Here is a 21424-nt window from a genome sequence, read left to right on the forward strand (position 1 = left end):
TAGTGGCGAACTGACCGTCCCGCTGATAGTCGAAGCGGATAACTTTTTGCCTTTCCCTGATTCATGAAGGACGCCCATGTCGCTTGTCAAAATCGTCTCCATGACCTGTATCGCCCTGACCCTGGGCGCCTGTCAAAGCCTGTTCCAGCCCAATTACCGGGCACCACTGGAAACCACTCGCGACGCCTCGGAGCAGATCAAGCCGGGCTGCAGCGCCGCTGATTGCCCTCTGGTGAACATCGATACGCTGCGTTTTCCTGCCGAACCGCAACTGGACGCCATCATTGAAAAGCGTCTGCTGCAAATGACCCGCACCTCGCCGGACGCACCGCTGCCGACGTCGCTGAACGCCTATCGGGAGCAGTTCCTGCGTGAGGCCGGTGGCCGCCACAGCAGCTACCTGCAAGCCAAGGTACGTGAGCAGCATGACGGACTGGTGATTGTCGAACTGTCCAGCTACCTGGATACCGGCGGCGCCCATGGCCAGCCAGGCCGTGGTTTCATCAACTATTCGCGCCAGCAGCACAAGGTGCTGAGTCTTTCGGACATGCTGCTGCCGGGGCAGGAAGAGGCGTTCTGGAAGGCCGCTCAAGTGGCGCACAACAGCTGGCTGATCAGCACCAAGCTGGATCAGGAAGCCGAGTTCGTGAAAAGCTGGCCGTTCCAGAAAACCGCGAATGTGGCGCTAACCTACGGTGGGGTGATCCTCAAGTACGAAGTGAGCACCATAGCGCCTTACGCGCTCGGCCACATCGAACTGAAGATCCCCTACCCGCGCCTCAACGGTATTCTCAAGCCCGAGCTGTTTCCCGGCCGTAGCTGAAAGCCCGGCCCAGCACCCACTGCAACAGCCCTGCCAGTACCAGTGACGGCAGGGTTGCGCCGATCTCCGGATAGAGATTGGCCAGCAGGTGATAGGTGCTCACCCCGCCCAACCAGGCCAGCAATGCCGGCCAGCGCAACATCGACGACGCCACTTGCGCACTGCGCTTGCGCAGGATGAAGTGATCCACCAGTACCACACCAAACAACGGCGCGAATACCGAGCCGATCAACAACAGGAAGTTCTGGTACTGCGCCAATGGCGCGAAGCAAGCGATCAGCGTGCAGATCACGCCGATGGCCAATGCCAGATGCTCGACTTTCAAGCGCAACAGAATCCCGCTGGACACTGCTGCCGAGTGAATGTCGGCGAAAGCGTTTTCCGACTCATCCAGCAGAATCAACAGCAACGGAATCCCCAGGCCTGCGCCGGCCAGCGCCAGCAGCAAGGCATTCACTTCACCGCTCGGCGCAAATGCCAGGGTGTAGGCGACGCCCAGGCTCATCAGCCAGAAGTTACCGATAAAGAACCCCACGGCGGTACCGCCGAATACGTTTCTGGCGCGCTTGCCGAAACGCGAGTAGTCGGCAATCAGTGGCAACCAGGACAGCGGCATGGCAATCGCGATATCAAAACCCACCGCAAACGGCAGCGAACCGTCACCGGCCTGAGCCCACAATGCGGCCAGATCAGCCTTGGCGAACAGGTTCCAGGTCAGCCAGATACAGGCCGCCAATAGTACCCAGATGCCCCATTTGCGCAGAATCTGCCGCACGAAGGTCAGCGGGCCGCTGACGGCCAGCAAGGTCGCCAAACCACCGAAGAACAAGGTCCAGAGCAGAGGATTCGACAGCAGACTGCCTTCGCTGAAGGCACGGGTGCCCAACAGGCTGGCGGCATCGCGCATGACGATGATTTCGAACGAACCCCAACCGATCAGTTGCAGCAGGTTCAACACCGCCGGCAGGCTCGCGCCACGACTGCCGAGGCTGAGCTTGAGCGCTGCCATCGACGACAGACCGGTGTCACTGCCGATTACGCCAACCGCGGCCAGCAGCAGGACGCCCACTGCGGTGCCGAGAAAAATTGCCAGCAACGAACCGCTAAGGCCCAGGCCCGGCGCGAGCAAAGCGCCGGTCTGCAAGACCATCAGGCCGATGCCGAGGGAAAACCACAGGGAAAACAGATCACGGGCACCGAATACGCGCCGGGCCAGAGGCACGGCGTGGTCGGGAGAGTAAGTGCTGGGTTGAATGCTCAAGGGTGTTATCTCAGAGGGACATTTGTTGTTGTGGTGATCGCCATCGCGAGCAAGCTCGCTCCCACAGGGGATGTGTGTACGACACAAATCAAATGTGGGAGCGAGCTTGCTCGCGATGAGGCCCTTTCAGGCCCCGCAGGTCAGATCAAACCTTTTGGTACAGCTGACTGCCTTCTTTCTTGAACCGCTCGGACTGTTCCGCCATGCCTTGCGCCACGTCTACATCGACCGCTTCAATCAACTGGTTGGCCGCGTATTCACGGACTTCCTGGGTGATTTTCATCGAGCAGAACTTCGGCCCGCACATGGAGCAGAAGTGCGCGACCTTGGCCGAATCCTTCGGCAGGGTTTCATCGTGATATGAACGTGCGGTATCCGGGTCCAGGCCAAGGTTGAACTGGTCTTCCCAACGGAATTCGAAGCGTGCCTTGCTCAAGGCATTGTCGCGAATCTGCGCGCCCGGGTGACCCTTGGCCAAGTCGGCCGCGTGGGCAGCGATCTTGTAGGTAATGATCCCGGTCTTCACGTCATCCTTGTTTGGCAGGCCCAAGTGTTCCTTCGGCGTGACGTAGCAGAGCATGGCGCAACCGAACCAGCCGATCATTGCCGCACCGATCCCGGAGGTGATGTGGTCGTAACCGGGTGCGATGTCGGTGGTCAGCGGGCCGAGGGTGTAGAACGGCGCCTCGTCGCAGCACTCGAGCTGCTTGTCCATGTTCTCTTTGATCAACTGCATAGGCACATGGCCCGGGCCTTCGATCATGGTTTGCACGTCGTGTTTCCAGGCGATCTTGGTCAGTTCGCCAAGGGTTTCCAGCTCACCGAATTGCGCTTCGTCGTTGGCGTCGGCAATCGATCCCGGACGCAAGCCATCACCCAGCGAGAAGCTGACGTCGTAGGCCTTCATGATTTCGCAGATATCTTCGAAATGAGTGTAGAGGAAGTTCTCTTTGTGATGCGCCAGGCACCACTTGGCCATGATCGAACCGCCACGGCTGACGATCCCGGTGACGCGCTTGGCGGTCATCGGCACGTAACGCAGCAGGACGCCGGCGTGGATAGTGAAGTAGTCGACGCCCTGCTCGGCCTGCTCGATCAGCGTGTCGCGGAACAACTCCCAGGTCAGGTCTTCAGCGGCACCGCCGACTTTTTCCAGGGCCTGATAAATCGGCACGGTACCGATCGGCACCGGCGAGTTGCGGATGATCCACTCGCGGGTTTCGTGAATGTGCTTGCCGGTGGACAGGTCCATGACCGTGTCCGAACCCCAGCGAATACCCCAGGTCAGTTTCGCCACTTCTTCTTCGATGGAAGAGCCCAGCGCACTGTTGCCGATGTTGCCGTTGATCTTCACCAGGAAGTTACGGCCGATGATCATCGGTTCCAGTTCGACGTGGTTGATGTTCGCCGGGATGATCGCGCGACCGCGGGCGATTTCTTCACGGACGAATTCCGGGGTGATGATTTTCGGTACGCTGGCACCGAAACTGTGGCCCGGATGCTGCTGCTTCAGCAGGCCGGCAGAGCGGGCCTCTTCAAGCTTCATGTTCTCGCGGATGGCAACGTATTCCATCTCGGCGGTGATGATGCCCTGACGCGCATAGTGCATCTGGCTGACGTTGGCACCGGCCTTGGCCCGACGCGGGTTGTTCACATGGGCAAAACGCAGCGCGGTCAATTCCGCATCGGCAAGGCGTTCCTGGCCGAAGTTCGAACTCAGGCCGGCGAGGCGCTCGGTGTCGCCACGGGCGTCGATCCACGGCGAACGCACGTCGCCCAGACCTTTGCGCACATCGATGATCACGTTTGGGTCGGTATAGGGACCGGAGGTGTCATAGACCACGACTGGCGCGTTGATCTCGCCGCCGAACTCGGTCGGGGTGACGTCGAGGCTGACTTCGCGCATCGGCACGAGGATGTCCGGGCGCGAACCCTGGACGTAGATTTTTTGCGAGCGGGTAAAGGGCTGAACCGATTGCAGATCGACCTTGGCCGAGTCACTCAAGTTAGCGGTATTTTTTGATTTTGTACTCATCACGGGCTCTCCAGACAGCATCCAGGCATTGGATTTTTGTCGGAGCGAACTTGATATGCACGGACGCACCAGGACGGGTGCTGTGCTCAGTCTCGAAAGGGTTGTTCGATTGTCGAACAACATCCCGGACGAAGCACAAGAGGTCTCGCCGGGTGACGAGAAATCTTGTTCCCTACGCAGGCGCTAACCTGATCAGGTTCAACGGGATCCGGAATTATCCGATCTCAGCCTCATAGCAAGGCACCCCGACAAGAACGTGGCCAGTCTAGACAGAACTCACAAAGAACGCCAACACCGGTGCAAACAGCGTGATGAATGGCGCAATTACAGGATTGTTGCCGCAAGCCTGCGCAACTACACTCGCTACGCTGTGCCCGACCTTGACGCTCTGCATGGTGCGCCGTAGCCTTGGCGTCTAAATTATCGGTGTAATATTCACTCTAGGGATCGCCTCATGCTGCGCAAACTCTCACTGGCCATTGCCGTGTCTTGTGCGTCCAATGGAATGGCCTGGGCAGTAGAAGCGCCCTTATCGACCAAGACCGACCTGGTCAGCGTCTACCAGGAAGCGGTGGACAACAACGCCGACCTCGCCGCCGCCCGCGCCAATTACGATGCGCGCAAGGAAGTTGTGCCCCAGGCCCGCGCCGGCCTGTTGCCGAACCTCTCGGCCGGTGCCGACCTGAACAATACCCGGACCGACTTCGACCAGCCGTCGATGACCGCCAACCGCAGTGGCACGTCCTATCAGGCGACCCTGGCGCAACCGATCTTCCGCGCCGATCGCTGGTTCCAGTTGCAAGCCGCCGAGGCGGTGAATGAACAGGCCGCCCTGGAGCTCTCGGCAACCGAGCAGAACCTGATTCTGCAAAGTGCCGATAGTTACTTCACGGTGTTGCGTGCTCAGGACAACCTGGCCTCGACCAAGGCCGAAGAAGCCGCGTTCAAGCGTCAGCTCGATCAATCCAACGAACGTTTCGATGTCGGCCTCTCGGACAAGACCGATGTGTTGCAATCCCAGGCCAGCTACGACACCGCACGGGCCAACCGGATCCTTGCGCAACGCCTGGTGGATGATGCGTTCGAAGCGCTGATCACCCTGACCAACCGCCAGTACAATTCGATTCAGGGTATCGTCCACACGTTACCGGTGCTGGCGCCAACGCCGAACGACGCCAAGGCCTGGGTCGACACCGCCGCCAAGCAGAACCTCAATCTGTTGGCCAGCAACTATGCAGTCAGCGCCGCCGAAGAAACCCTCAAGCAACGCAAGGCCGGCCATGCGCCGACTCTCGATGCGATCGCGCAATACAAGAAAGGCGACAACGACGCCCTCGGTTTTATCAACCCAAGCCCGATCCCGGGGCAACGTTATGGCAGTGACGTCGAGCAACGCACCGTCGGCCTGCAATTGAATATTCCGATCTTCAGCGGTGGCCTGACCAGCTCCCAGGTTCGCGAGTCCTACTCCCGGCTGAACCAGACTGAACAGCAACGCGAAGCCTTGCGGCGGCAGGTGGTGGAAAACACCCGCAACCTGCACCGTGCAGTGAATACCGATGTCGAACAGGTGCAGGCGCGCCGCCAGTCGATCATCTCCAACCAGAGTGCGGTGGAAGCCACGGAGATCGGCTATCAGGTGGGGACGCGCAATATCGTCGACGTGCTGGACGCTCAGCGCCAGCTCTACACTTCGGTGCGCAACTACAACAACACTCGCTACGACTACATCCTCGACAACCTGCGCCTGAAGCAAGCGGCCGGCACCTTGAACCCGGGGGATTTGCAGGAGTTGTCGCGCTACCTGAAAGCCGACTACAACCCGGACAAGGACTTCCTGCCACCGGACCTGGCCAAGGCCGCGCAGGAACAGCTAAAGGCTAATCCAGGGTATTAAAATCAAAAAATCGCAACCTACGACAGATGTCCACCCGTAGGAGCTGCCGCAGGCTGCGATCTTTTTCGCCAGAGCAACTCGATTTAACGGTCGATCAACCTTCCCAACCCATCCAGCAAACGCTTCAGCGCCCCCTGATTGGCGCGCATCACCTTCAGCCCCGCTTCAGCCATTTTCTGCGCATCACTCGGCAACTCGAACAGCCGCTGCACCGCCACTGCCAACCCCTGGGCATCCTCCACTTCCTGCAACGCCCCGGCTTCGCGCAACAGCGCGGCGATCTCGAGAAAGTTGAACAGGTGCGGGCCGCTCAGTAGCGGCTTGGCCAGGGCTGCCGGCTCCAGCAGGTTATGTCCGCCGTTGGGCACCAGGCTGCCGCCGACAAAGGCGCTGTCCGCCAGGGCGTAGAGAAACAGCAATTCACCCATGGTGTCGCCGAGCAGCACCGAAGTGTTGGCGCTGACCGGTTCCGCCGTGGAGCGGCGCACGGTGGCGAAGCCCTGCTGCCGGCACAACTCAAAGACTGTGTTGAAGCGTTCTGGATGGCGTGGCACCAGAATCAGCAAAGCGTCCGGATAATTGGCGAGCAACTGCCGATGGGCCGCCAGCACCACTTCGTCCTCACCTTCGTGGGTACTGGCGGCGATCCACACCGGACGCTGCGCAGCCTGCCATTGACTACGCAATTGCGCCGCGCGTACCAGCAATTGCGGATCGATGCTCAGATCGAACTTGATCGAAGCGGTCACCTCGACCGTTTCCGGCCGCGCCCCCAGATTAAGAAAGCGCTGGGCCTCCGCCTCGGTCTGCACTGCGAACCAGCTCATTTCACTGAGCATCGGCCGGGTCAGTTTGGCAAAACGCCCGTAGCCCTTGGCCGAACGTTGCGACAGCCGCGCATTGGCCAGCGCCACCGGAATCCCGCGTTTGGCGCACTGGTGAATATGGTTGGGCCAGAGTTCGGTTTCCATGATCACTGCGAGCTTCGGCTGGACCCGCTCGAGAAACCTTGCCGCCGCGCAAGGCAAGTCATACGGCAGATAACAGTGTTGAATCCGCGGTTCATTGGCGAACAGCGCTTTGATCCGCTCCGAACCGGTCGGGGTCATGCAAGTCACGGTGATGGGCAGCTGTGGATAACGTTCGAGCAAACCCCGAATCATCGGCGCCGCAGCGATGCTTTCGCCGACCGAGACTGCGTGCACCCAGATTCCGCCTGGGCGCATCACTGGCAAGCCAATGGAAAAGCGCTCGCCGATTCGCTTGGCGTAGGCTGGCGCCTTGCGCGCCCGCAACCACAGACGCAACGCCACCAACGGCAGCCCGAGATAAAACAGCAAGGTGTAGAGAGTTCTATTCATGGCGGCGGAGTTTATCGGGTTTTCAGCCGATCGCCTGCAAGTGCACGGCAAAACGTTCCGCCAGCCAGCGCGCGGCCGGGCCAAGGGGCTCGTCGCGGCGCCAGACCAGTTCTACCACCAGCGCCGGCGGGGTCCATTCGCTGACCAGCTCGACCATCTGCCCTTGATACGCCGGATACTGCACCACGTGCCGCGGTAGCCAGGCCCAGCCGAGACCACGCATCAGCCATTCGGCCATCACATAAAAGCTGTCGGCGCGCCAGACCTGCGGGCTGGCCTGCTCACTGCCGGGATAGACACTGGACTGGGTGGCCATCAGCAACTGTCGATGCTGCGCCATTTGCTGGCAGTCGACCTTTCCTTCGGCCGCCAGTGGATGCCCGACCCCGCACACCGTGACCATTTCGACACTGCCCAGCACCCGCCGCTCGAGGGCTTCGGGTATCTGGTCATGATAAAACAGCAAACCCAGATCGGCCCGACGCTCCACCAGCTTGCGCGCCACATCACCCTGGGCCGCGCTGGTCAATTGCACTTCAAGGCTGGGAAATTGTTCGGCCAGGGATTCGAGGCTGTCGATCACCGGTTGATAAGGCATCGCTTCATCCTGAGCCAGGCGCAGGCGTGCCTCCTCACCGCGCATCAACGCCAACGCCCGCCCGTTGAGGCGCTCGCACTGACGCAAGACTTCCCGGGCCTCTTCTAGCAGGGCTTGCCCCGCTTCGGTCAATTTCGGCTGACGACCGCTGCTACGGTCGAACAGGCTGACCCCAAGGTCTTCCTCCAGCATCGCGATAGCACTGCTGATCGCCGACTGTGCCTTGCGCTGGTCCCGGGCCACGGCAGAAAACGAACGTTGTTCGGCTACGCTGACGAACAAGCGCAGTTGCTCCAAGTTCCATTGCACATTCATGGCTCAACCCATCTTTAAAACAGATAGGTAATGACTTTACCCCATCTGTGCAATCTCTAGAATGCCGACCTTGGAAAGCAGCACTCAACACGAGGATTCGCCCATGAACGCTTACTACTATCTGGCCATCGCCATCTGCGCCGAAGTGATCGCCACTGTTTCGATGAAAGCGGTCAAGGGCTTCAGCACACCCATCCCTCTGTTGCTGGTCATCGTTGGTTATGGCATTGCGTTCTGGATGCTGACCCTGGTGGTGCGCACCATTCCGGTCGGTGTGACCTACGCGGTCTGGGCCGGCATGGGCATCGTGATGGTGAGCATCGCCGCGCTGCTTATCTACGGGCAGAAACTCGACATCCCGGCCATCATCGGCATGGGCATGATCGTGCTGGGGGTGGTGGTGATTCAGCTGTTCTCGAATACGGCGGGGCATTGATTGCCAGTCACCCAACCTTGAGCCAACCTTGAGTCGGTCCCAATCCCTGTGGCGAGGGAGCTTGCTCCCGCTGGAGCGCGCAGCGGTCCTGAAATCTGCGACTGCGTTCCAACAGATAAAAACGCATTCATAGAATTTTTACGACCGCTTCGCAGCCGAGCGGGAGCAAGCTCTCTCGCCACAGGTTTTGTGTTCGATTCAGATACCCCATTGATCGCCAACAAAGCCTGCGATCTTCGAGTCTGTATACTGCGCCCCTAGTCTTGAACACTGAGGTCGCTGCATGCCATCCGTTATTTCCACCGACGTTCTGATTGTCGGCGCCGGGGTTGCCGGCCTCTGGCTGAACGCACGCCTGCGTCGCCAGGGCTTTTCGACTGTGCTGGTGGAAAGCGCCAGCCTCGGTGGCGGGCAAAGCGTCAAGTCCCAGGGGATCATCCACGGCGGCGCCAAATACGCACTGCACGGAGCGCTGACCGGCGCCTCGGAAGCCATCGCCGACATGCCACGGCGCTGGCGTGAAGCCCTGGCCGGTAACGGTGAACTGGACCTGTCCGGCGTACGCCTGCTCTCCGAAGCCCATTACCTCTGGTCCCCTGGAACGATTGCCGGCAACCTCACCAGCTTCTTCGCCAGCAAAGCCGTGCGCGGCCGGGTCGACCAGGTCAAGGGCGAGCAACTGCCACCGGCCCTGCAAGACAAACGTTTCAAGGGCAAGGTCTATCGTTTGGCCGAACTGGTGGTCGACGTACCGAGTCTGATCCAGCGTCTGGCCGAGCTGGCCGGTGATGGCCTGCTGGCAGGCCAGACCATCGAGCCCCTGCTGGAAAACGCTGAACTGGTCGGCCTGCGGGTCGATGGGCGGGAGATCCGCGCGCAACGCATCGTCCTCAGCGCCGGCGCTGGCAACGCGGACTTGCTGACCGCCCTGGGCCTGAGCCAGCCGGCGATGCAACGACGGCCATTGCACATGGTCATCGTCAAAGGCCCGACCCTCAAACCACTGTACGCCCACTGCCTGGGCGGCGGACCAAAGCCGCGGATCACCGTCACCACCCACCCGGCGGCCGATGGTCAATGGGTCTGGTACCTGGGCGGTGATATTGCCGAAGCAGAAGGCGTCGCCCGTGAACCGGCGGCACAAATCGCTGCCGCGCAAAAAGAACTCGGCAACCTGCTACCGTGGGTCGACCTGAGCCAGGCGCAATGGGCGACCTTGCGGGTGGATCGGGCGGAGCCGGCGCAATCGGGGCTGACCCGCCCGGACAACGCCTTTCTCGCCGAGCAGGATCGACTGTTGGTGGGCTGGCCAACCAAGCTGGCCCTGGCGCCGGACTTCGCCGATCGGGTGTTGGCCGCCTTCGACCGCGACGACATTCTACCCAGCCACCCGCCGGCCTTGCCCGAACTGCCAAAGCCGCCGATGGCCCAACCGGCCTGGGAGCAATTGTTGCCATGAACCAACCGACCTTGCACGATCTGCATCGCCCCCTCGGCAGCACCGGCCTGTTGGTCTCGCCGCTGGGCCTGGGCACCGTCAAACTCGGTCGCGATCAGGGAGTGAAATACCCAAGCGGCTTCCAGATCCCCGACGATGATCAGGCGCGCATGCTGCTCAAGCTGACTCGCGACCTGGGCATCAATCTGATCGACACTGCCCCAGCCTATGGCCGCAGCGAAGAACGCCTCGGGCCATTGTTGCGTGGCCAGCGCCAGGACTGGGTAATCGTCAGCAAGGTCGGCGAAGAGTTCGTCGATGGCCTGTCACACCACGACTTCAGTGCCGAACACACGCGATACTCGGTGGAGCGCAGCCTGCAACGCCTGGAAACCGATTTTATCGATCTGGTGCTGGTGCACTCGGATGGCAACGATTTGGCTATTCTTGACGACAGCGAGGTCTACCAGACCCTTGCCGAGCTGAAACGCGAAGGAAAAATCCGTGGATTCGGCTTTTCCGGCAAGACCGTCGATGGCGGATTGAAGGCTCTGGAGCAAGGCGATTGCGCCATGGTCACCTACAATCTCAGCGAACAAGCCGAGCGACCGGTCATCGACTATGCTGCCGCCCACGGCAAAGGCATTTTAGTGAAAAAAGCCCTGGCCAGCGGCCATGCCTGCTTGAGCCCGGGAGTCGACCCGGTCCGCGCCAGCTTCGAATTGTTGTTTGAACATCCCGGTGTCGCCAGTGCTATTGTCGGGACCATTAATCCGCTGCACCTCGCCCACAATGTGGCGACTGTTGCGCAGGTCCTCCGTAGAAATTGAAGCCGCCGACGCGGCCGACCCCGACGCAAGAAGGAGCCGACATGCCGCGAACCCTTATAAGAAAGAACCCAAGCAACTTCAAGACACTGCCGTTGTTCGTCGAAGCGACCCCCGAAGGCCTGAACTATCAGAGCGTCGGGATGCCGCTGAATTTTTCGCAAACCCTGCAGCGTCGTCGTCCGGTGACGATCGCCGATGCCGAGCGCTTCTCACTCGAACTGGCCAATCTGGGGGTTTCAGTTCGCCTGACCCTGCATTGGCAGAACCGCGATTACTGGGTCCTGGTTCGCCAGCAACGTCAGGACCGTGGCGACGTGGTGCTCAAGTTGATCTCCGGTTATGTGCCGGCCCACGAATTGAACCTGCCGCTGCATACCGCGATTCAGGAGATTGCCGAAGAGTGTCTGCTGGAAACCCCGGAGGGCTGGCTCGGTGGGCGCTTCAACGACACCTGGTTGCCAGCGCCTTATTCGACTGCGTTGCATTATCGCGAAGCCCTGCCCTTTCGCCTGACCCCGTTGTCCGGTTCGGCACGGCCGGTGCGTTGCGCCAGGATGCAACTGATCGAACGCCCCAGAGCCTACGTGCACCTGCCCACGGCTTCGCTGCAGTTGATCTACGATTTGCGCCTGGATGTGCCGAAAGAGGCCAAGTCCCTCAGCCTGTTCCATGTCGATGAGCGTCTGGAAGGGGACCAACTGGTGGCTCGGCTGGACCGCAAACGGCCAGACCTGTACCTGATGCCACTTGAGGATGGTCAGCCCCAGGCCGAACTCTATATCTTGAAAAAGGATCAGCTCCACCCGGCCAGTACCCGCGGACTGTATCTGGCGGAAAGCTTTGCCAGGCAGGAAGGCTGGCTGGTACGCGATGAGCGGATTCGCTGGAAGGACTGGCTCAAGCAGCAGGGCCTGAGCCAACCGGGCAAGGTCTCAGGCTTCAAGCGCCTGACCGGCAGGGCGCGGCAGTTGTTGAAGAAGATCGTGCCCAGAAGCGTGGCGCGCTAAACGCAAAAGATCGCAGCCTGCGGCAGCTCCTACTGGATTTGTATACACCTTTAATGACGGGTGTACGCGGTTCAATGTGGAGCTGCCGCAGGCTGCGATCTTTTCGGTGCACCCGTCACTTAATTATTGCGGATCTTCTCCACAATCGCCGTGGTCGAGCTGTTCTCGACCAGCCCCAGCACTTTCACCTTGCCGCCATAGGCGCTGACGATATCGGCACCGACCACCTGATCGATATCGTAATCACCCCCCTTGACCAGCACATCCGGCTTGACCTGGGTCAGCAGGTTTTCCGGCGTTCCTTCAGAGAAGCTGATCACCCAATCCACCGCGCCCAGACCGGCCAATACCGCCATGCGGCGGTCGACGCTGTTGATCGGTCGACCCGGCCCTTTCAGGCGGCTGACCGAGGCATCGTCATTGACCGCAACGATCAAGCGATCGCCTTGTGCCCGAGCTTGCTCCAGGTAGGTCACGTGCCCGGCATGCAGAATGTCGAAGCAACCGTTGGTGAAGACGATTTTCTCATTGTGCGCACGGGCATCGTCGATCGCCAGCAACAACTGATCGAGACTCAGCACTCCACGTTCCGAACCTTCCTCGCGCTGGATCGCACGACGCAGTTCAGGCGCGCTGATCGCCGCCGTACCGAGCTTGCCGACCACAATGCCCGCGGCCAGGTTGGCCAGGGCCACGGCATGGGGCAATTCCTCACCGGCGGCAATTGCTGCCGCCAGAGTGGAAATCACTGTGTCGCCGGCACCGGTCACATCGAATACTTCGCGAGCCCGAGCCGGCAAGTGCAGCGCCGGGTGATCGGGCCGCAACAGGGTCATACCGTGTTCGCCACGGGTTACCAGCAAGGCCCCCAACTCGAGATCGTGCATCAGCTGGGCGCCTTTGCTCACCAACTCATGTTCATCGGCGCAACCGCCGACAATAGTCTCGAACTCACTGAGGTTGGGCGTGATCAGACTCGCACCGCGGTAGATCGAAAAGTCCTTGCCTTTCGGATCCGCCAGCACCGGAATGCCACGCGCACGCGCAGCCTGGATCAGCACCTGATGGTTTCTCAACGCACCTTTGCCATAGTCGGACAGCACCAGAACCTTGATGCCTTCAAGCAGGTTGTCGACCTCACCAGCCAATGCCAGCGCATCGGTGGCAAAGGGTTCTTCGAAGTCGATCCGCAGCAGTTGCTGGTGACGACTCATGACCCGCAGCTTGACGATGGTCGGCTGGTGAGCAATGCGCTGGAACAGCGCCCGCACGCCTGCGCCACGCAAGCTGTTGGCCAGGCTGTCGGCGGCCTCGTCGTCCCCGGTCACCCCGACCAGCGACGCGGGCGCGCCGAGAGCGGCGATGTTCAAGGCAACGTTGGCAGCACCACCCGGGCGGTCCTCGATCTGTTCGACCTTGACCACCGGCACCGGTGCCTCAGGAGAAATCCGTGAGGTACCACCATGCCAGTAACGGTCGAGCATGACATCGCCGACCACCAGGACAGGGGCCTGATTGAATCGTGGCATGGACAACTTCATGGAAACTCCAGAGGCGATAAAAACGTCGCGGATAATAACATAGCGAAAGAAGGCGACCGAACGCGAGCAAACGGCTCAGCGGCGGCCATCATTTACAGGACAATCCAGCGGGCGCACCCAGAACAGCTCATGTCGGCGCACCGCCTTGCGGAAAAACTCGTCTTCCCCGGTGGCCGGCCAACGACGGCCCGCCAATAGGCGCTGAATCAACCGGCGCAGACGTTTCTTCAACGGTGGGCGACCTTGCAGATCATGCTGCATGCCCAGCGCCATGGCCTTGTCCAACCGGGTCTCGGCACCCAGCGAGGGACTCCACAGCACATCTGCCGGCAACGGTTCGATGGTCGGAGGCAAGGCAATACCATAGTCCGCCGGCCCCATCGGCCAACGATCGTTATCGTGCAGGTGATTGGCGTAGAGCAGCAGCGTGCGTGGCCGCCAGGCGCTGACTTCGATCGCCTCGAGCAAGGCACGCGTGCTGGCGACATGATCACTGTGCGGGTCCAGCTCCGGGTGAGGAGTCACCACCACCTCGGGACGGAAATGCTCAAGCGAGCGAGCCAGATCGGCCACCAGATTGCGCCAGTGCGGCTGGCCATCGAGATCGCCGGGCAGCTTCAGCGGATTGTTGCGACGCGCCCCACGGATGTCACTGTCTCCCGACTCCCGCGAAGCAAAACCTTGCTCTGGTTGTTGCGCCATTGCGCTCAGTTGCAGGCAGTAATAGCCCAGCTGAACGCAATTATGTTGTGGCACACCGCCCCAGAGCGGCACCGCCAGACTGTCCCAACTGCGCAGACGCCCCTTGAGGCGCGCAGCCTGCGCCGTATCCAGGCCCAGGTTTCGATAGTTCTCGGCTTCGATCTCGCCCTGGGTCAGGGTGATGATCGAAACTTCGGCGGCCCGGCTATACAGACCGAACGCGGCCAGCTCGGCGTCATCGGCATGGGGAGCGATAATCAGCAGCCGTTGCTGGCCATAGTCAGGGTTACTCAGGGCATGCAAAGTGGCCTGTTGCGCGACACTGCAGAAGCGCCCGCGCAGCGACAGCTGCCCGGCTTTCAGTGTGGTGCCCTGTCCAGACAGATTGAGAAAGCGTTCGCCATCGACACCGCGTTCGAGATCCTGGCGATCGTCGCCGATCCAAACCTGCGGATCGAACAACCGACCCAGCCAGCTGGCCTTGACGCGCACTTGCAGGACGAGCGTTTCGGCCTCGGCAAAGTCGCCCGTCACTTGCAGGCAACCCTGCTGCAGCGTCACTGGAAACTGCGGAGTGCCCGGCGCAAAGTCATAACGGTAATCGTCGCCTGGGGCATAGAACAAGTGGTCGGCAAACCACGCTTCATGGGCGACCCAGCCGAGCAGCAGCAACAGCGGTAACGGCCACCATGCGACGAAAATGCCAAACAACATCAGAATCACCGACGCCCCGAGCAACACCAGGCGTTTGTGCCGTCGGTGGCGCTTGAGCAATTGCTGCTTGCGTGCGCTCATGGCTGCATGACCTCGTTCAAACCTGGTAGACCGGGACCCGGTTACACCAGCGATCCTTGTATTCGCGATCGGCACGGCCGAATGAGTAACGCAACGGCTTGCCGATTGCACGGGCCTGTTCCCACGCTGCCTGGGTATTGACGAAACTGAGCACGCTACCGGGGCTGAACTCACGGTTCTGTGGATCCACGCCGCCGTTGATGTACTCCAGACTGATCCATTTGGGTGACTCCACCCGGTACAGAATCTGGATGGCTACCGGTTCATCGTTCAGGTAGATCAGCGAGCCGGTCATGAACTCGCGCAACTGCGTGAACACCTCGGTCAGAAGCTGCTTGCCCGGTGCCTCGAAATTCCAGCGCCGCTGGAACAGGTCAGCATAGATCGTCGCCTGTTCACTGGCGGTCAGCTCCAGCATGGGCCTGATAACACCGCCCGCCTCTTCCAGCAAACGCTGTTCGCGACGCTGGTTGTAGCGAAACTTCTTGCTGTAGTCCTCAGGCAGACGCGCCAACGCCAGGCCTTCCGGCTGCTCGGCAAGATTTGTGACAGTCTGGGCGTTGAGCTCGGACACATAGCGCATACGGTGGCGCACGCGAATCCGCGCATCGTCGGCAACGGGCAGAATGATTTCGGCATTACCGAGGTCGAACAGGCCGCGCTTGCCCTCGCGCTTGAGTACGTCCTTGGACAATGCCAGGTAACGGCCCCAGGTCGGGATCGCGGCGCGCAGTTCACCGGCGACGAACCAGCCCAGATAGCGCACCGGAATCCCCGCCAGCCCGGCGAGGCGCTCGACCACGTCGGGGTGGCTCGCGACACTGCCTCCGAACTGATGCCAGGCCTTGGCATAGGCAGTGACATCGATAGGCGTCCAACCGTTTTCTCGCCAGGCACGCAGATAACTCAGAATCAAACGTGAGACTCCGTCATAGCCTCATCGGTGCTTTCGATGAAATCCTTTTCGTGCAGGCGTGCGTAGTAGCCATTGAGCGCCAACAGTTCGGCATGAGTACCACGTTCGACAATGCGCCCCTGATCCATCAACAGGATCAGATCGGCCTTCTCGATGGTCGACAGACGGTGGGCGATGACCAGCGTTGTACGACCTTGCATCACTTGGTCCAGGGCGGCCTGAATGTGCCTCTCGGACTCGGTATCCAGTGCCGAAGTGGCTTCATCGAGGATCAGCAGCGGGGCGTTCTTGAGCAGTGCCCGGGCAATCGCCAGACGCTGGCGCTGGCCGCCGGACAGCAATACCCCGTTCTCACCCACCAAGGTGTCGTAACCCTGGGGCATTTGCTCGATGAACTCCGCGGCGTAGGCATCTTCAGCAGCCTTGCGGACAGCGTCCATCGGCGCACCGGCCAGATCGCCATAGGCGATATTGTTGGTGACGCTGTCGTTGAACAGCGTCACTTGCTGGGTCACCAGGGCGATATGCCGACGCAGGTTGATCAGCTTGTATTCCTCGACATCGAGCCCATCGAGCAGGATCTGGCCCTGGTCATGGTGGTAGAAACGCGGAATCAGGTTGGCCAGGGTCGACTTGCCGCTGCCCGAGCGACCCACCAGGGCGACCATCTGCCCAGCCTCGGCGGTGAACGAAATATCGTTGAGCACGACTTTTTCCGTGCCCGGGTACTGGAAGCTCAGGTTACGGACTTCCAGACGCCCGCTGACCTGCTCGAGCTCCTTGGTGCCCTTATCGACCTCCGGTGCCTCATCCAGTTGTTCGAAAATGCTCTCGGCACCTGCCAGACCCTTCTGAATCGTGGCGCTGACCTCGGACAACTGGCGGATCGGTTTCGGCAGCAAGCCGGCCGCAGTGATGTAGGCGATCAGTTCACCGGCAGAGGCATCGCCGCGAAGGTACAGGACCAGATACATCAGTACGGCCATGCCGATGTAGATCACCAACTGCAGTACCGGCGTGTAGATCGCCTGGGTACGGGTCATGCCCAGGCTACGGTTCATGTTGTCGGCGCTGGCCGAATGGAAACGTTGGGTCTCGTAAGGCTCGCCGCCGAAGCTGCGGACCACTCGGTAACCCTGAATGGTCTCCGAGGCCACGTGGGTCACGTCACCCATGGCCACCTGGATTTTCTTGCTCTGCTTGCGAAATTTCTTGCTGGCACTGCTCACCAGGATCGCAATCACCGGCAGGATCGCCAGCAGAACCAGAGTCATTTTCCAATTGCTGTACAACAGGTAGCCGAACAGGAAGATCACCGTCAGCCCTTCGCGGATGACCACTTTGATCGCGTCGGTCGCGGCACCCGTGACCATGGTCACGTTATAGGTGATCCGGGAAATCAGGTGACCCGAATTATGGTTGTCGAAATAGCGGTTAGGCAGGGTCAGCAAGTTGTCGAACAAGGCACAACGCAGGTCGTGAACCACGCCGCGGGCGACCTTGGCCAGGTAATAGTTGCCGAGAAATGAGCCTATGCCTTGATAGACTGCAATGAGTACAATCAATAACGGCACGCCGAGGACCAGGGAAACCCCCATAAATTGGGTATCCGATGGTTTTTGCAGGGCATCGAGAAAATGCTTGAGCATATCCGCCAGCATTGGCTGACTGGAGGCGAACAGCACGAAGCCCACAATACTGATGGCGAAAGCCCCCCAGTACGGAAGTACGTATTTCAGCAATCGCAGGTAGATCTTCATGCTGGATTGCTGGGCGGAATTGGCCATGCGGCGAGCCTCGTACGTTTGAAAAGAGAGACAAGATGCGGATTGTAACAGCGAACGAATTACAAAATTGGCTAAGCCAGGGCGAGCTGCTGGAAAAAGACAGCCACGGCCCCAAGGTTGTGCGACTGGCCAGCGGTGAACTGTTGAAGATATTCCGTAGTCGACGCCACCCTCTGATCGCCCGCCTTCGCCCGGATGCCCAGCGCTTCGCCGAACAAGGCCGGCGCCTGCAGGAACGCGGCATTCACACGCCACAGATCCTCGAATGCTGCTGGATCGACCGTAAAAAGGCCGTCAGCGCCTGCCTTTACCAGCCGTTGGACGGCGTGGGGATGGACTCGTTGTTCAAGGGCTCACGGGCCCGGTTCGATGCCCTGCTCCCTGAGCTGGCCGGTTACATCCACAGGCTGCATCAGCGCGGTATCTACTTCCGCTCACTGCACCTGGGCAATGTCCTGCGCACTCCGGACCAGGATTTCGGCCTGATCGACTTCCTGGATATTCGTTTCAAAAAGCGTCCATTACGAAGCATGCTGGTAAAGCGTAACTTTCAACACCTGCGCAATTACCTGCAACGACGCAATATCCAGAACTTCCCATGGGACGAACTTTTGCACGCCTACGACGAGGCGAGCAAGAGCCCCAGCTGACAGAACAGTGCCTGAAGTGTGACGGACGGCTACTGCAAACTATCCAGATCACTCGGGAGCTATTCCCTCGTCGCCCCCGGCGCAACGCCTTTCGAACCACCGCGTGGCAGATCCTGATCGGCCACGCTCCGGCAAGCCAGCACCGCGCTCAAGGCAATCGGCAGCCAGATGATCAGCCAGTCGGCATTGGGCTTAAGCCACAGACCGATGCCATCCGTCAGCAACGACACCCCGGAAAAAACCCAGAGTGCAAGTAGCGCCTGACCCAACGGCATCGTTCGCGATATCCAGCCGCGCCAGCCGACCGACATCCACAGCAGCAGGAACAGCAGCAGGCCCGGCACGCCCAGACGCACTCCAATGTCGAGAAACAGATTATGCGGATGCTTGAACTCCTGACCGATTTCCGGAACCAGGATACGGTACTCGTGAAAGCCCAGGCCCATCGCCCAATTATCCAGCATCAGCCGAACACCGCCGCTCCATAGCTCCGGACGGTACGACACGCCGCGCTGCAGCAGGATTTCCATTTTGAAAATGGCAATGGTCCCTACCCCCACCACTGTCAGCAACAGCAGGCCGATACTCAGTCGCGATGGACGTGCCAGCGCCATCACCAACAGACTGACCAGCAGGCCGATCCACACGCCACGGGTCTGACTGAATCCCAGGAACAACGCGTAGCCTATCGCTGGGACCAGCAACAGCAACATCATCCAGGGCTTCAGACGTTGGGTTTGCACCATGAACAGGCCAAGAATGAACAGCGCACCGACGGCATGCGCCGCCATGATGGCCGTGTCCCACAAGCCAAGCGCAACCAGCCGGCCACTGAGCGGCTGCGCCGACACCCCATAGAAGTAGATCCAGGACGCACCGGCAAACAGACCGCCGACCACCGAGGAATAAAGCAGCAGCGTCTCGATCCGCCACTTGCGACTTTGCGTGGCCAGCACCACGCCCACCAGGGTGAGCGTCACATAGAGCGTCACCTTGATCTTGCCGATTTCGTTGCCTGTCGCACCGTCTACCATCAACACCACTAAGGTCCAGGCGGCGAAAATCGCAAATAACAGGAACTCGGGCTGTTTCAGGCTCAGCCGAAAGTCACGATGAACCAGCGCCAGTGAAGCAGGCAGCCAAAGCAGGAAAATGATGAGTTGATGGTAAAGCTTGTTGCTCGGCAGCACCCATGCCCCGCAGAGCAGCACTAGCAGACCGATAGCAGCCCAGATTGACAGGACGTCTTTACGAATCAACGACAGTTTCTCCAATGCGATTAGCATTCGCGTTTGCCCAGCATTCGATTCGCCACTCTGAGTAACTGAGCTTTGTCGGCGTTTTGCCAGCTGCCTTGTATGCAGTACTCCTGAGCGATGTAGCGCAAAAAATTATGTCGCAGGCGCTCATCCAGCGACCAGTCGGGGAACGCGTTGACCAGGCTCACCGCTTCATCGGCGCAATCGGCGTGCATCACCAGGCCGGGGATATTGAAAAACGCCTGGCCCAGGGTCAGCACCGGCTTGCCCAATAGCAGGCTTTCCAGGCCGACGGTCGAATTCAGGGTAATGACGAACTGACTGGACTCAATCAACTCCTGAGTGGCGTTGCCGTTGGCGAACAACAGCCGCTCATGGGTGCGCTGATGGAGTTCGGGGTACGACTCGCGACTCGATGGATGCTCCTTGAAGACCACGGTCATGCCGGTATCTCTCGCCAGACGCTCACCGAGGGCGAACATCTCGCGCATATCCTTGATCCAGGGCGAAAACAGCCGAACCTGAGTGTCGCGGTCATCCTGAAATGGAATGAAGACGAAACGCTCCGGCAGAACAATCGGCGTCAGCCCGGTGTTGCGCGGTTTACGTGGAACCAGCGTGATGTCCGCCGGCTCCGTGACCTCTGGAGCCTGGTAATTCAGATAGAACTGCGCCTCTCGCGGCACCGAGTTGCGATAGTTGACGCCTTTCGCATCCAGGGTCGTGGTATTGGGCAACAGGCCATTCTCGAAGAAAAAGGTTTTGCAGTCGGTCGGTGCCAGCGCCAGCAATAATTGGCAGTAGCGGTGCGAGCCATTCCACATCACCAGTGTAGCCGGCCGATCGCGATCGAGTAGCGCCTGTACCCGCAATGCGATCCAGGCGAGCTCCAGACTTAACAGCATCCGATAGAACTTGCCGTCGGACTTGCCCTTGACCCGGCGCTCCTGGCATTTCTCTTCGATCAGGTGTTTCCAGTCGATGCGTGAAACCACTCGCGACCATTGCCACGGCCTGGGCCAAGGCATTTGCCCTGGAACGACTACCTTGCCGTCGAGCTCGGTCTCATCGAGCAGGCGCTGGAAATAAAGGCTCTGATGCTTGGCAAGAGAAAAAAACAAAAAGTTCGTCATCATGCGTCCGGAATTCACTCAGGCCTGAAGTCGCTCGGCCCGGGCATATTGAAGTAAGACAGAATGCTTATCTGGAGCCGGTCAATCTGCACTGCTCTACATCGTCCGGCAGGACCGAGCCTTGAAGCAGGCTTTCCAGCACCTCGACAGTCTTGTGCAGGCCGTGCGACCCATGGGCCAGATGAAAAAGAGCAAACGACTGCGCCCGACTGACATGCCCGGCATAGTCCAGGTCAATTTCCTCCAGACGCTGCTGCAGCCCCGCCACGCTATCGACCTGGGGCCCAATGAATCGCTCCTGAGAGAAAATGTCGCGCTCGCCGCTGACGTTGACATGAATCACCGGCCGCGCCGCCAGGCCCGCCTCGATGACCGCGTTGGACATGATATTGATGACCACCGAAGCCTGCTCCAGCGCTTGCGCCAGGGAGCATTCTGCCGGCAGCACGATAATCTGCTCAAGGCTCGCGGCCGCCTGCTGCCAGAACGGCACCTGACTGCGCGGATGACGCTTGACCAGCACCCGATACTGAGGATTCGCCGCAGACCAGTCACGCAACATCGCGTAGGTTCGCTGGTAGCCTGGCTCCTTTTCTTTATCCGGTCCCACGCCAAGGATCAGTACGGTGCGTAATACCGG

17 protein-coding genes and 1 riboswitch are annotated in these 21424 nt (G+C 60.1%); of the genes, 7 read left to right on the forward strand and 10 right to left on the reverse strand.

Going from position 1 to position 21424, the window contains the following annotated elements; all coding sequences use genetic code 11:
- The first annotated feature begins 76 nt into the window (after positions 1–76).
- The gene (locus AC3IUA_RS28630) at positions 77–823 is read left to right on the forward strand and encodes an RsiV family protein (RefSeq protein WP_489358123.1); all 747 of its coding nucleotides are present in this window, start codon (positions 77–79) and stop codon (positions 821–823) included.
- Here AC3IUA_RS28630 and cytX read toward each other — a convergent pair.
- Positions 792–2084, reverse strand: a complete 1293-nt coding sequence (cytX, locus tag AC3IUA_RS28635; protein WP_489358124.1) for a putative hydroxymethylpyrimidine transporter CytX — start codon at positions 2082–2084, stop codon at positions 792–794. The two genes, AC3IUA_RS28630 and cytX, sit on opposite strands and share 32 nt — an antisense overlap.
- 145 nt (positions 2085–2229) lie before the next feature.
- On the reverse strand, positions 2230–4119 hold the full coding sequence (gene thiC, locus AC3IUA_RS28640; protein WP_489358125.1) for a phosphomethylpyrimidine synthase ThiC: 1890 nt from the start codon (positions 4117–4119) through the stop codon (positions 2230–2232).
- Positions 4120–4271: 152 nt separating this feature from the next.
- Positions 4272–4377: riboswitch (TPP riboswitch) on the reverse strand.
- 196 nt (positions 4378–4573) lie between these two features.
- Between thiC and AC3IUA_RS28645 the strand changes: the two genes are divergently transcribed.
- Entirely contained in the window at positions 4574–6016 is a 1443-nt protein-coding gene (locus tag AC3IUA_RS28645; protein WP_489358126.1) for a TolC family outer membrane protein, read from the forward strand.
- Positions 6017–6099: 83 nt separating this feature from the next.
- Here AC3IUA_RS28645 and waaA read toward each other — a convergent pair whose 3' ends face one another.
- The gene (waaA, locus tag AC3IUA_RS28650) at positions 6100–7377 is read right to left on the reverse strand and encodes a lipid IV(A) 3-deoxy-D-manno-octulosonic acid transferase (protein ID WP_489358127.1); all 1278 of its coding nucleotides are present in this window, start codon (positions 7375–7377) and stop codon (positions 6100–6102) included.
- 22 nt (positions 7378–7399) lie between these two features.
- Entirely contained in the window at positions 7400–8290 is an 891-nt protein-coding gene (locus AC3IUA_RS28655; protein ID WP_489358128.1) for a LysR family transcriptional regulator, read from the reverse strand.
- 103 nt (positions 8291–8393) lie between these two features.
- Here AC3IUA_RS28655 and AC3IUA_RS28660 point away from each other — a divergent pair, with 103 nt between their 5' ends.
- The 4 genes from AC3IUA_RS28660 (at position 8394) to AC3IUA_RS28675 (ending at position 12001) form a co-directional block, all read left to right on the forward strand.
- Entirely contained in the window at positions 8394–8726 is a 333-nt protein-coding gene (locus tag AC3IUA_RS28660) for a DMT family transporter (RefSeq protein ID WP_489358130.1), read from the forward strand.
- Positions 8727–9009: 283 nt separating this feature from the next.
- On the forward strand, positions 9010–10185 hold the full coding sequence (locus AC3IUA_RS28665) for an NAD(P)/FAD-dependent oxidoreductase (RefSeq protein WP_489358131.1): 1176 nt from the start codon (positions 9010–9012) through the stop codon (positions 10183–10185).
- A complete protein-coding gene (locus AC3IUA_RS28670; protein WP_489358132.1) occupies positions 10182–10994 on the forward strand; it encodes an aldo/keto reductase in 813 nt (270 codons plus the stop codon). Before AC3IUA_RS28665 ends, AC3IUA_RS28670 begins: the two co-directional genes overlap by 4 nt.
- Positions 10995–11035: 41 nt before the next feature.
- Positions 11036–12001: a metal ABC transporter ATPase gene (locus AC3IUA_RS28675; RefSeq protein ID WP_489358133.1), complete on the forward strand. Its 966-nt coding sequence runs from the start codon at positions 11036–11038 to the stop codon at positions 11999–12001.
- A gap of 119 nt (positions 12002–12120) precedes the next feature.
- Here AC3IUA_RS28675 and hldE read toward each other — a convergent pair whose 3' ends face one another.
- The 4 genes from hldE to msbA all read right to left on the reverse strand — a co-directional run bounded on the left by hldE (position 12121) and on the right by msbA (position 17742).
- Entirely contained in the window at positions 12121–13542 is a 1422-nt protein-coding gene (hldE, locus tag AC3IUA_RS28680) for a bifunctional D-glycero-beta-D-manno-heptose-7-phosphate kinase/D-glycero-beta-D-manno-heptose 1-phosphate adenylyltransferase HldE (RefSeq protein WP_489358134.1), read from the reverse strand.
- 75 nt (positions 13543–13617) lie between these two features.
- Complete coding sequence (locus AC3IUA_RS28685; RefSeq protein ID WP_489358135.1) at positions 13618–15039, reverse strand: PIG-L deacetylase family protein; 1422 nt, start codon at positions 15037–15039, stop codon at positions 13618–13620.
- Positions 15040–15055: 16 nt separating this feature from the next.
- Positions 15056–15952 (reverse strand): GNAT family N-acetyltransferase, encoded by an 897-nt coding sequence (locus AC3IUA_RS28690; RefSeq protein WP_489362514.1) that lies wholly within the window; start codon positions 15950–15952, stop codon positions 15056–15058.
- Positions 15952–17742 carry a lipid A export permease/ATP-binding protein MsbA gene (gene msbA / locus AC3IUA_RS28695; protein ID WP_489358136.1) on the reverse strand — a complete coding sequence of 597 codons (1791 nt, stop codon included), beginning with the start codon at positions 17740–17742 and terminating at the stop codon, positions 15952–15954. The genes AC3IUA_RS28690 and msbA overlap by 1 nt, the downstream gene beginning before the upstream one ends.
- Positions 17743–17777: 35 nt before the next feature.
- On the opposite strand from msbA, the gene AC3IUA_RS28700 reads away from it, so the two are divergent.
- Positions 17778–18392 carry a lipopolysaccharide kinase InaA family protein gene (locus AC3IUA_RS28700; protein ID WP_489358137.1) on the forward strand — a complete coding sequence of 205 codons (615 nt, stop codon included), beginning with the start codon at positions 17778–17780 and terminating at the stop codon, positions 18390–18392.
- Between the two features lie 59 nt (positions 18393–18451).
- On the opposite strand, the gene AC3IUA_RS28705 is transcribed toward AC3IUA_RS28700, so the two are convergent.
- Together AC3IUA_RS28705 and AC3IUA_RS28710 are read right to left on the reverse strand one after the other, a co-directional pair.
- Entirely contained in the window at positions 18452–19678 is a 1227-nt protein-coding gene (locus tag AC3IUA_RS28705) for an O-antigen ligase family protein (protein ID WP_489358138.1), read from the reverse strand.
- A complete protein-coding gene (locus tag AC3IUA_RS28710) occupies positions 19672–20784 on the reverse strand; it encodes a capsular polysaccharide export protein, LipB/KpsS family (protein WP_489358139.1) in 1113 nt (370 codons plus the stop codon). Before AC3IUA_RS28710 ends, AC3IUA_RS28705 begins: the two co-directional genes overlap by 7 nt.
- Positions 20785–21424: the final 640 nt, after the last annotated feature.

This window comes from Pseudomonas sp. KH_050 (assembly GCF_057838875.1).

Coding starts and splice junctions, on each gene's coding strand:
- hldE (WP_489358134.1), bottom strand. CDS start 13,542: ATGAAGTTGTCCATGCCACGATTCAATCAGGCCCCTGTCCTGGTGGTC.
- AC3IUA_RS28700 (WP_489358137.1), top strand. CDS start 17,778: ATGCGGATTGTAACAGCGAACGAATTACAAAATTGGCTAAGCCAGGGC.
- AC3IUA_RS28670 (WP_489358132.1), top strand. CDS start 10,182: ATGAACCAACCGACCTTGCACGATCTGCATCGCCCCCTCGGCAGCACC.
- AC3IUA_RS28675 (WP_489358133.1), top strand. CDS start 11,036: ATGCCGCGAACCCTTATAAGAAAGAACCCAAGCAACTTCAAGACACTG.
- AC3IUA_RS28645 (WP_489358126.1), top strand. CDS start 4,574: ATGCTGCGCAAACTCTCACTGGCCATTGCCGTGTCTTGTGCGTCCAAT.
- AC3IUA_RS28630 (WP_489358123.1), top strand. CDS start 77: ATGTCGCTTGTCAAAATCGTCTCCATGACCTGTATCGCCCTGACCCTG.
- msbA (WP_489358136.1), bottom strand. CDS start 17,742: ATGGCCAATTCCGCCCAGCAATCCAGCATGAAGATCTACCTGCGATTG.
- AC3IUA_RS28705 (WP_489358138.1), bottom strand. CDS start 19,678: ATGCTAATCGCATTGGAGAAACTGTCGTTGATTCGTAAAGACGTCCTG.
- AC3IUA_RS28655 (WP_489358128.1), bottom strand. CDS start 8,290: ATGAATGTGCAATGGAACTTGGAGCAACTGCGCTTGTTCGTCAGCGTA.
- thiC (WP_489358125.1), bottom strand. CDS start 4,119: ATGAGTACAAAATCAAAAAATACCGCTAACTTGAGTGACTCGGCCAAG.
- AC3IUA_RS28710 (WP_489358139.1), bottom strand. CDS start 20,784: ATGACGAACTTTTTGTTTTTTTCTCTTGCCAAGCATCAGAGCCTTTAT.
- waaA (WP_489358127.1), bottom strand. CDS start 7,377: ATGAATAGAACTCTCTACACCTTGCTGTTTTATCTCGGGCTGCCGTTG.
- AC3IUA_RS28685 (WP_489358135.1), bottom strand. CDS start 15,039: ATGAGCGCACGCAAGCAGCAATTGCTCAAGCGCCACCGACGGCACAAA.
- AC3IUA_RS28660 (WP_489358130.1), top strand. CDS start 8,394: ATGAACGCTTACTACTATCTGGCCATCGCCATCTGCGCCGAAGTGATC.
- AC3IUA_RS28665 (WP_489358131.1), top strand. CDS start 9,010: ATGCCATCCGTTATTTCCACCGACGTTCTGATTGTCGGCGCCGGGGTT.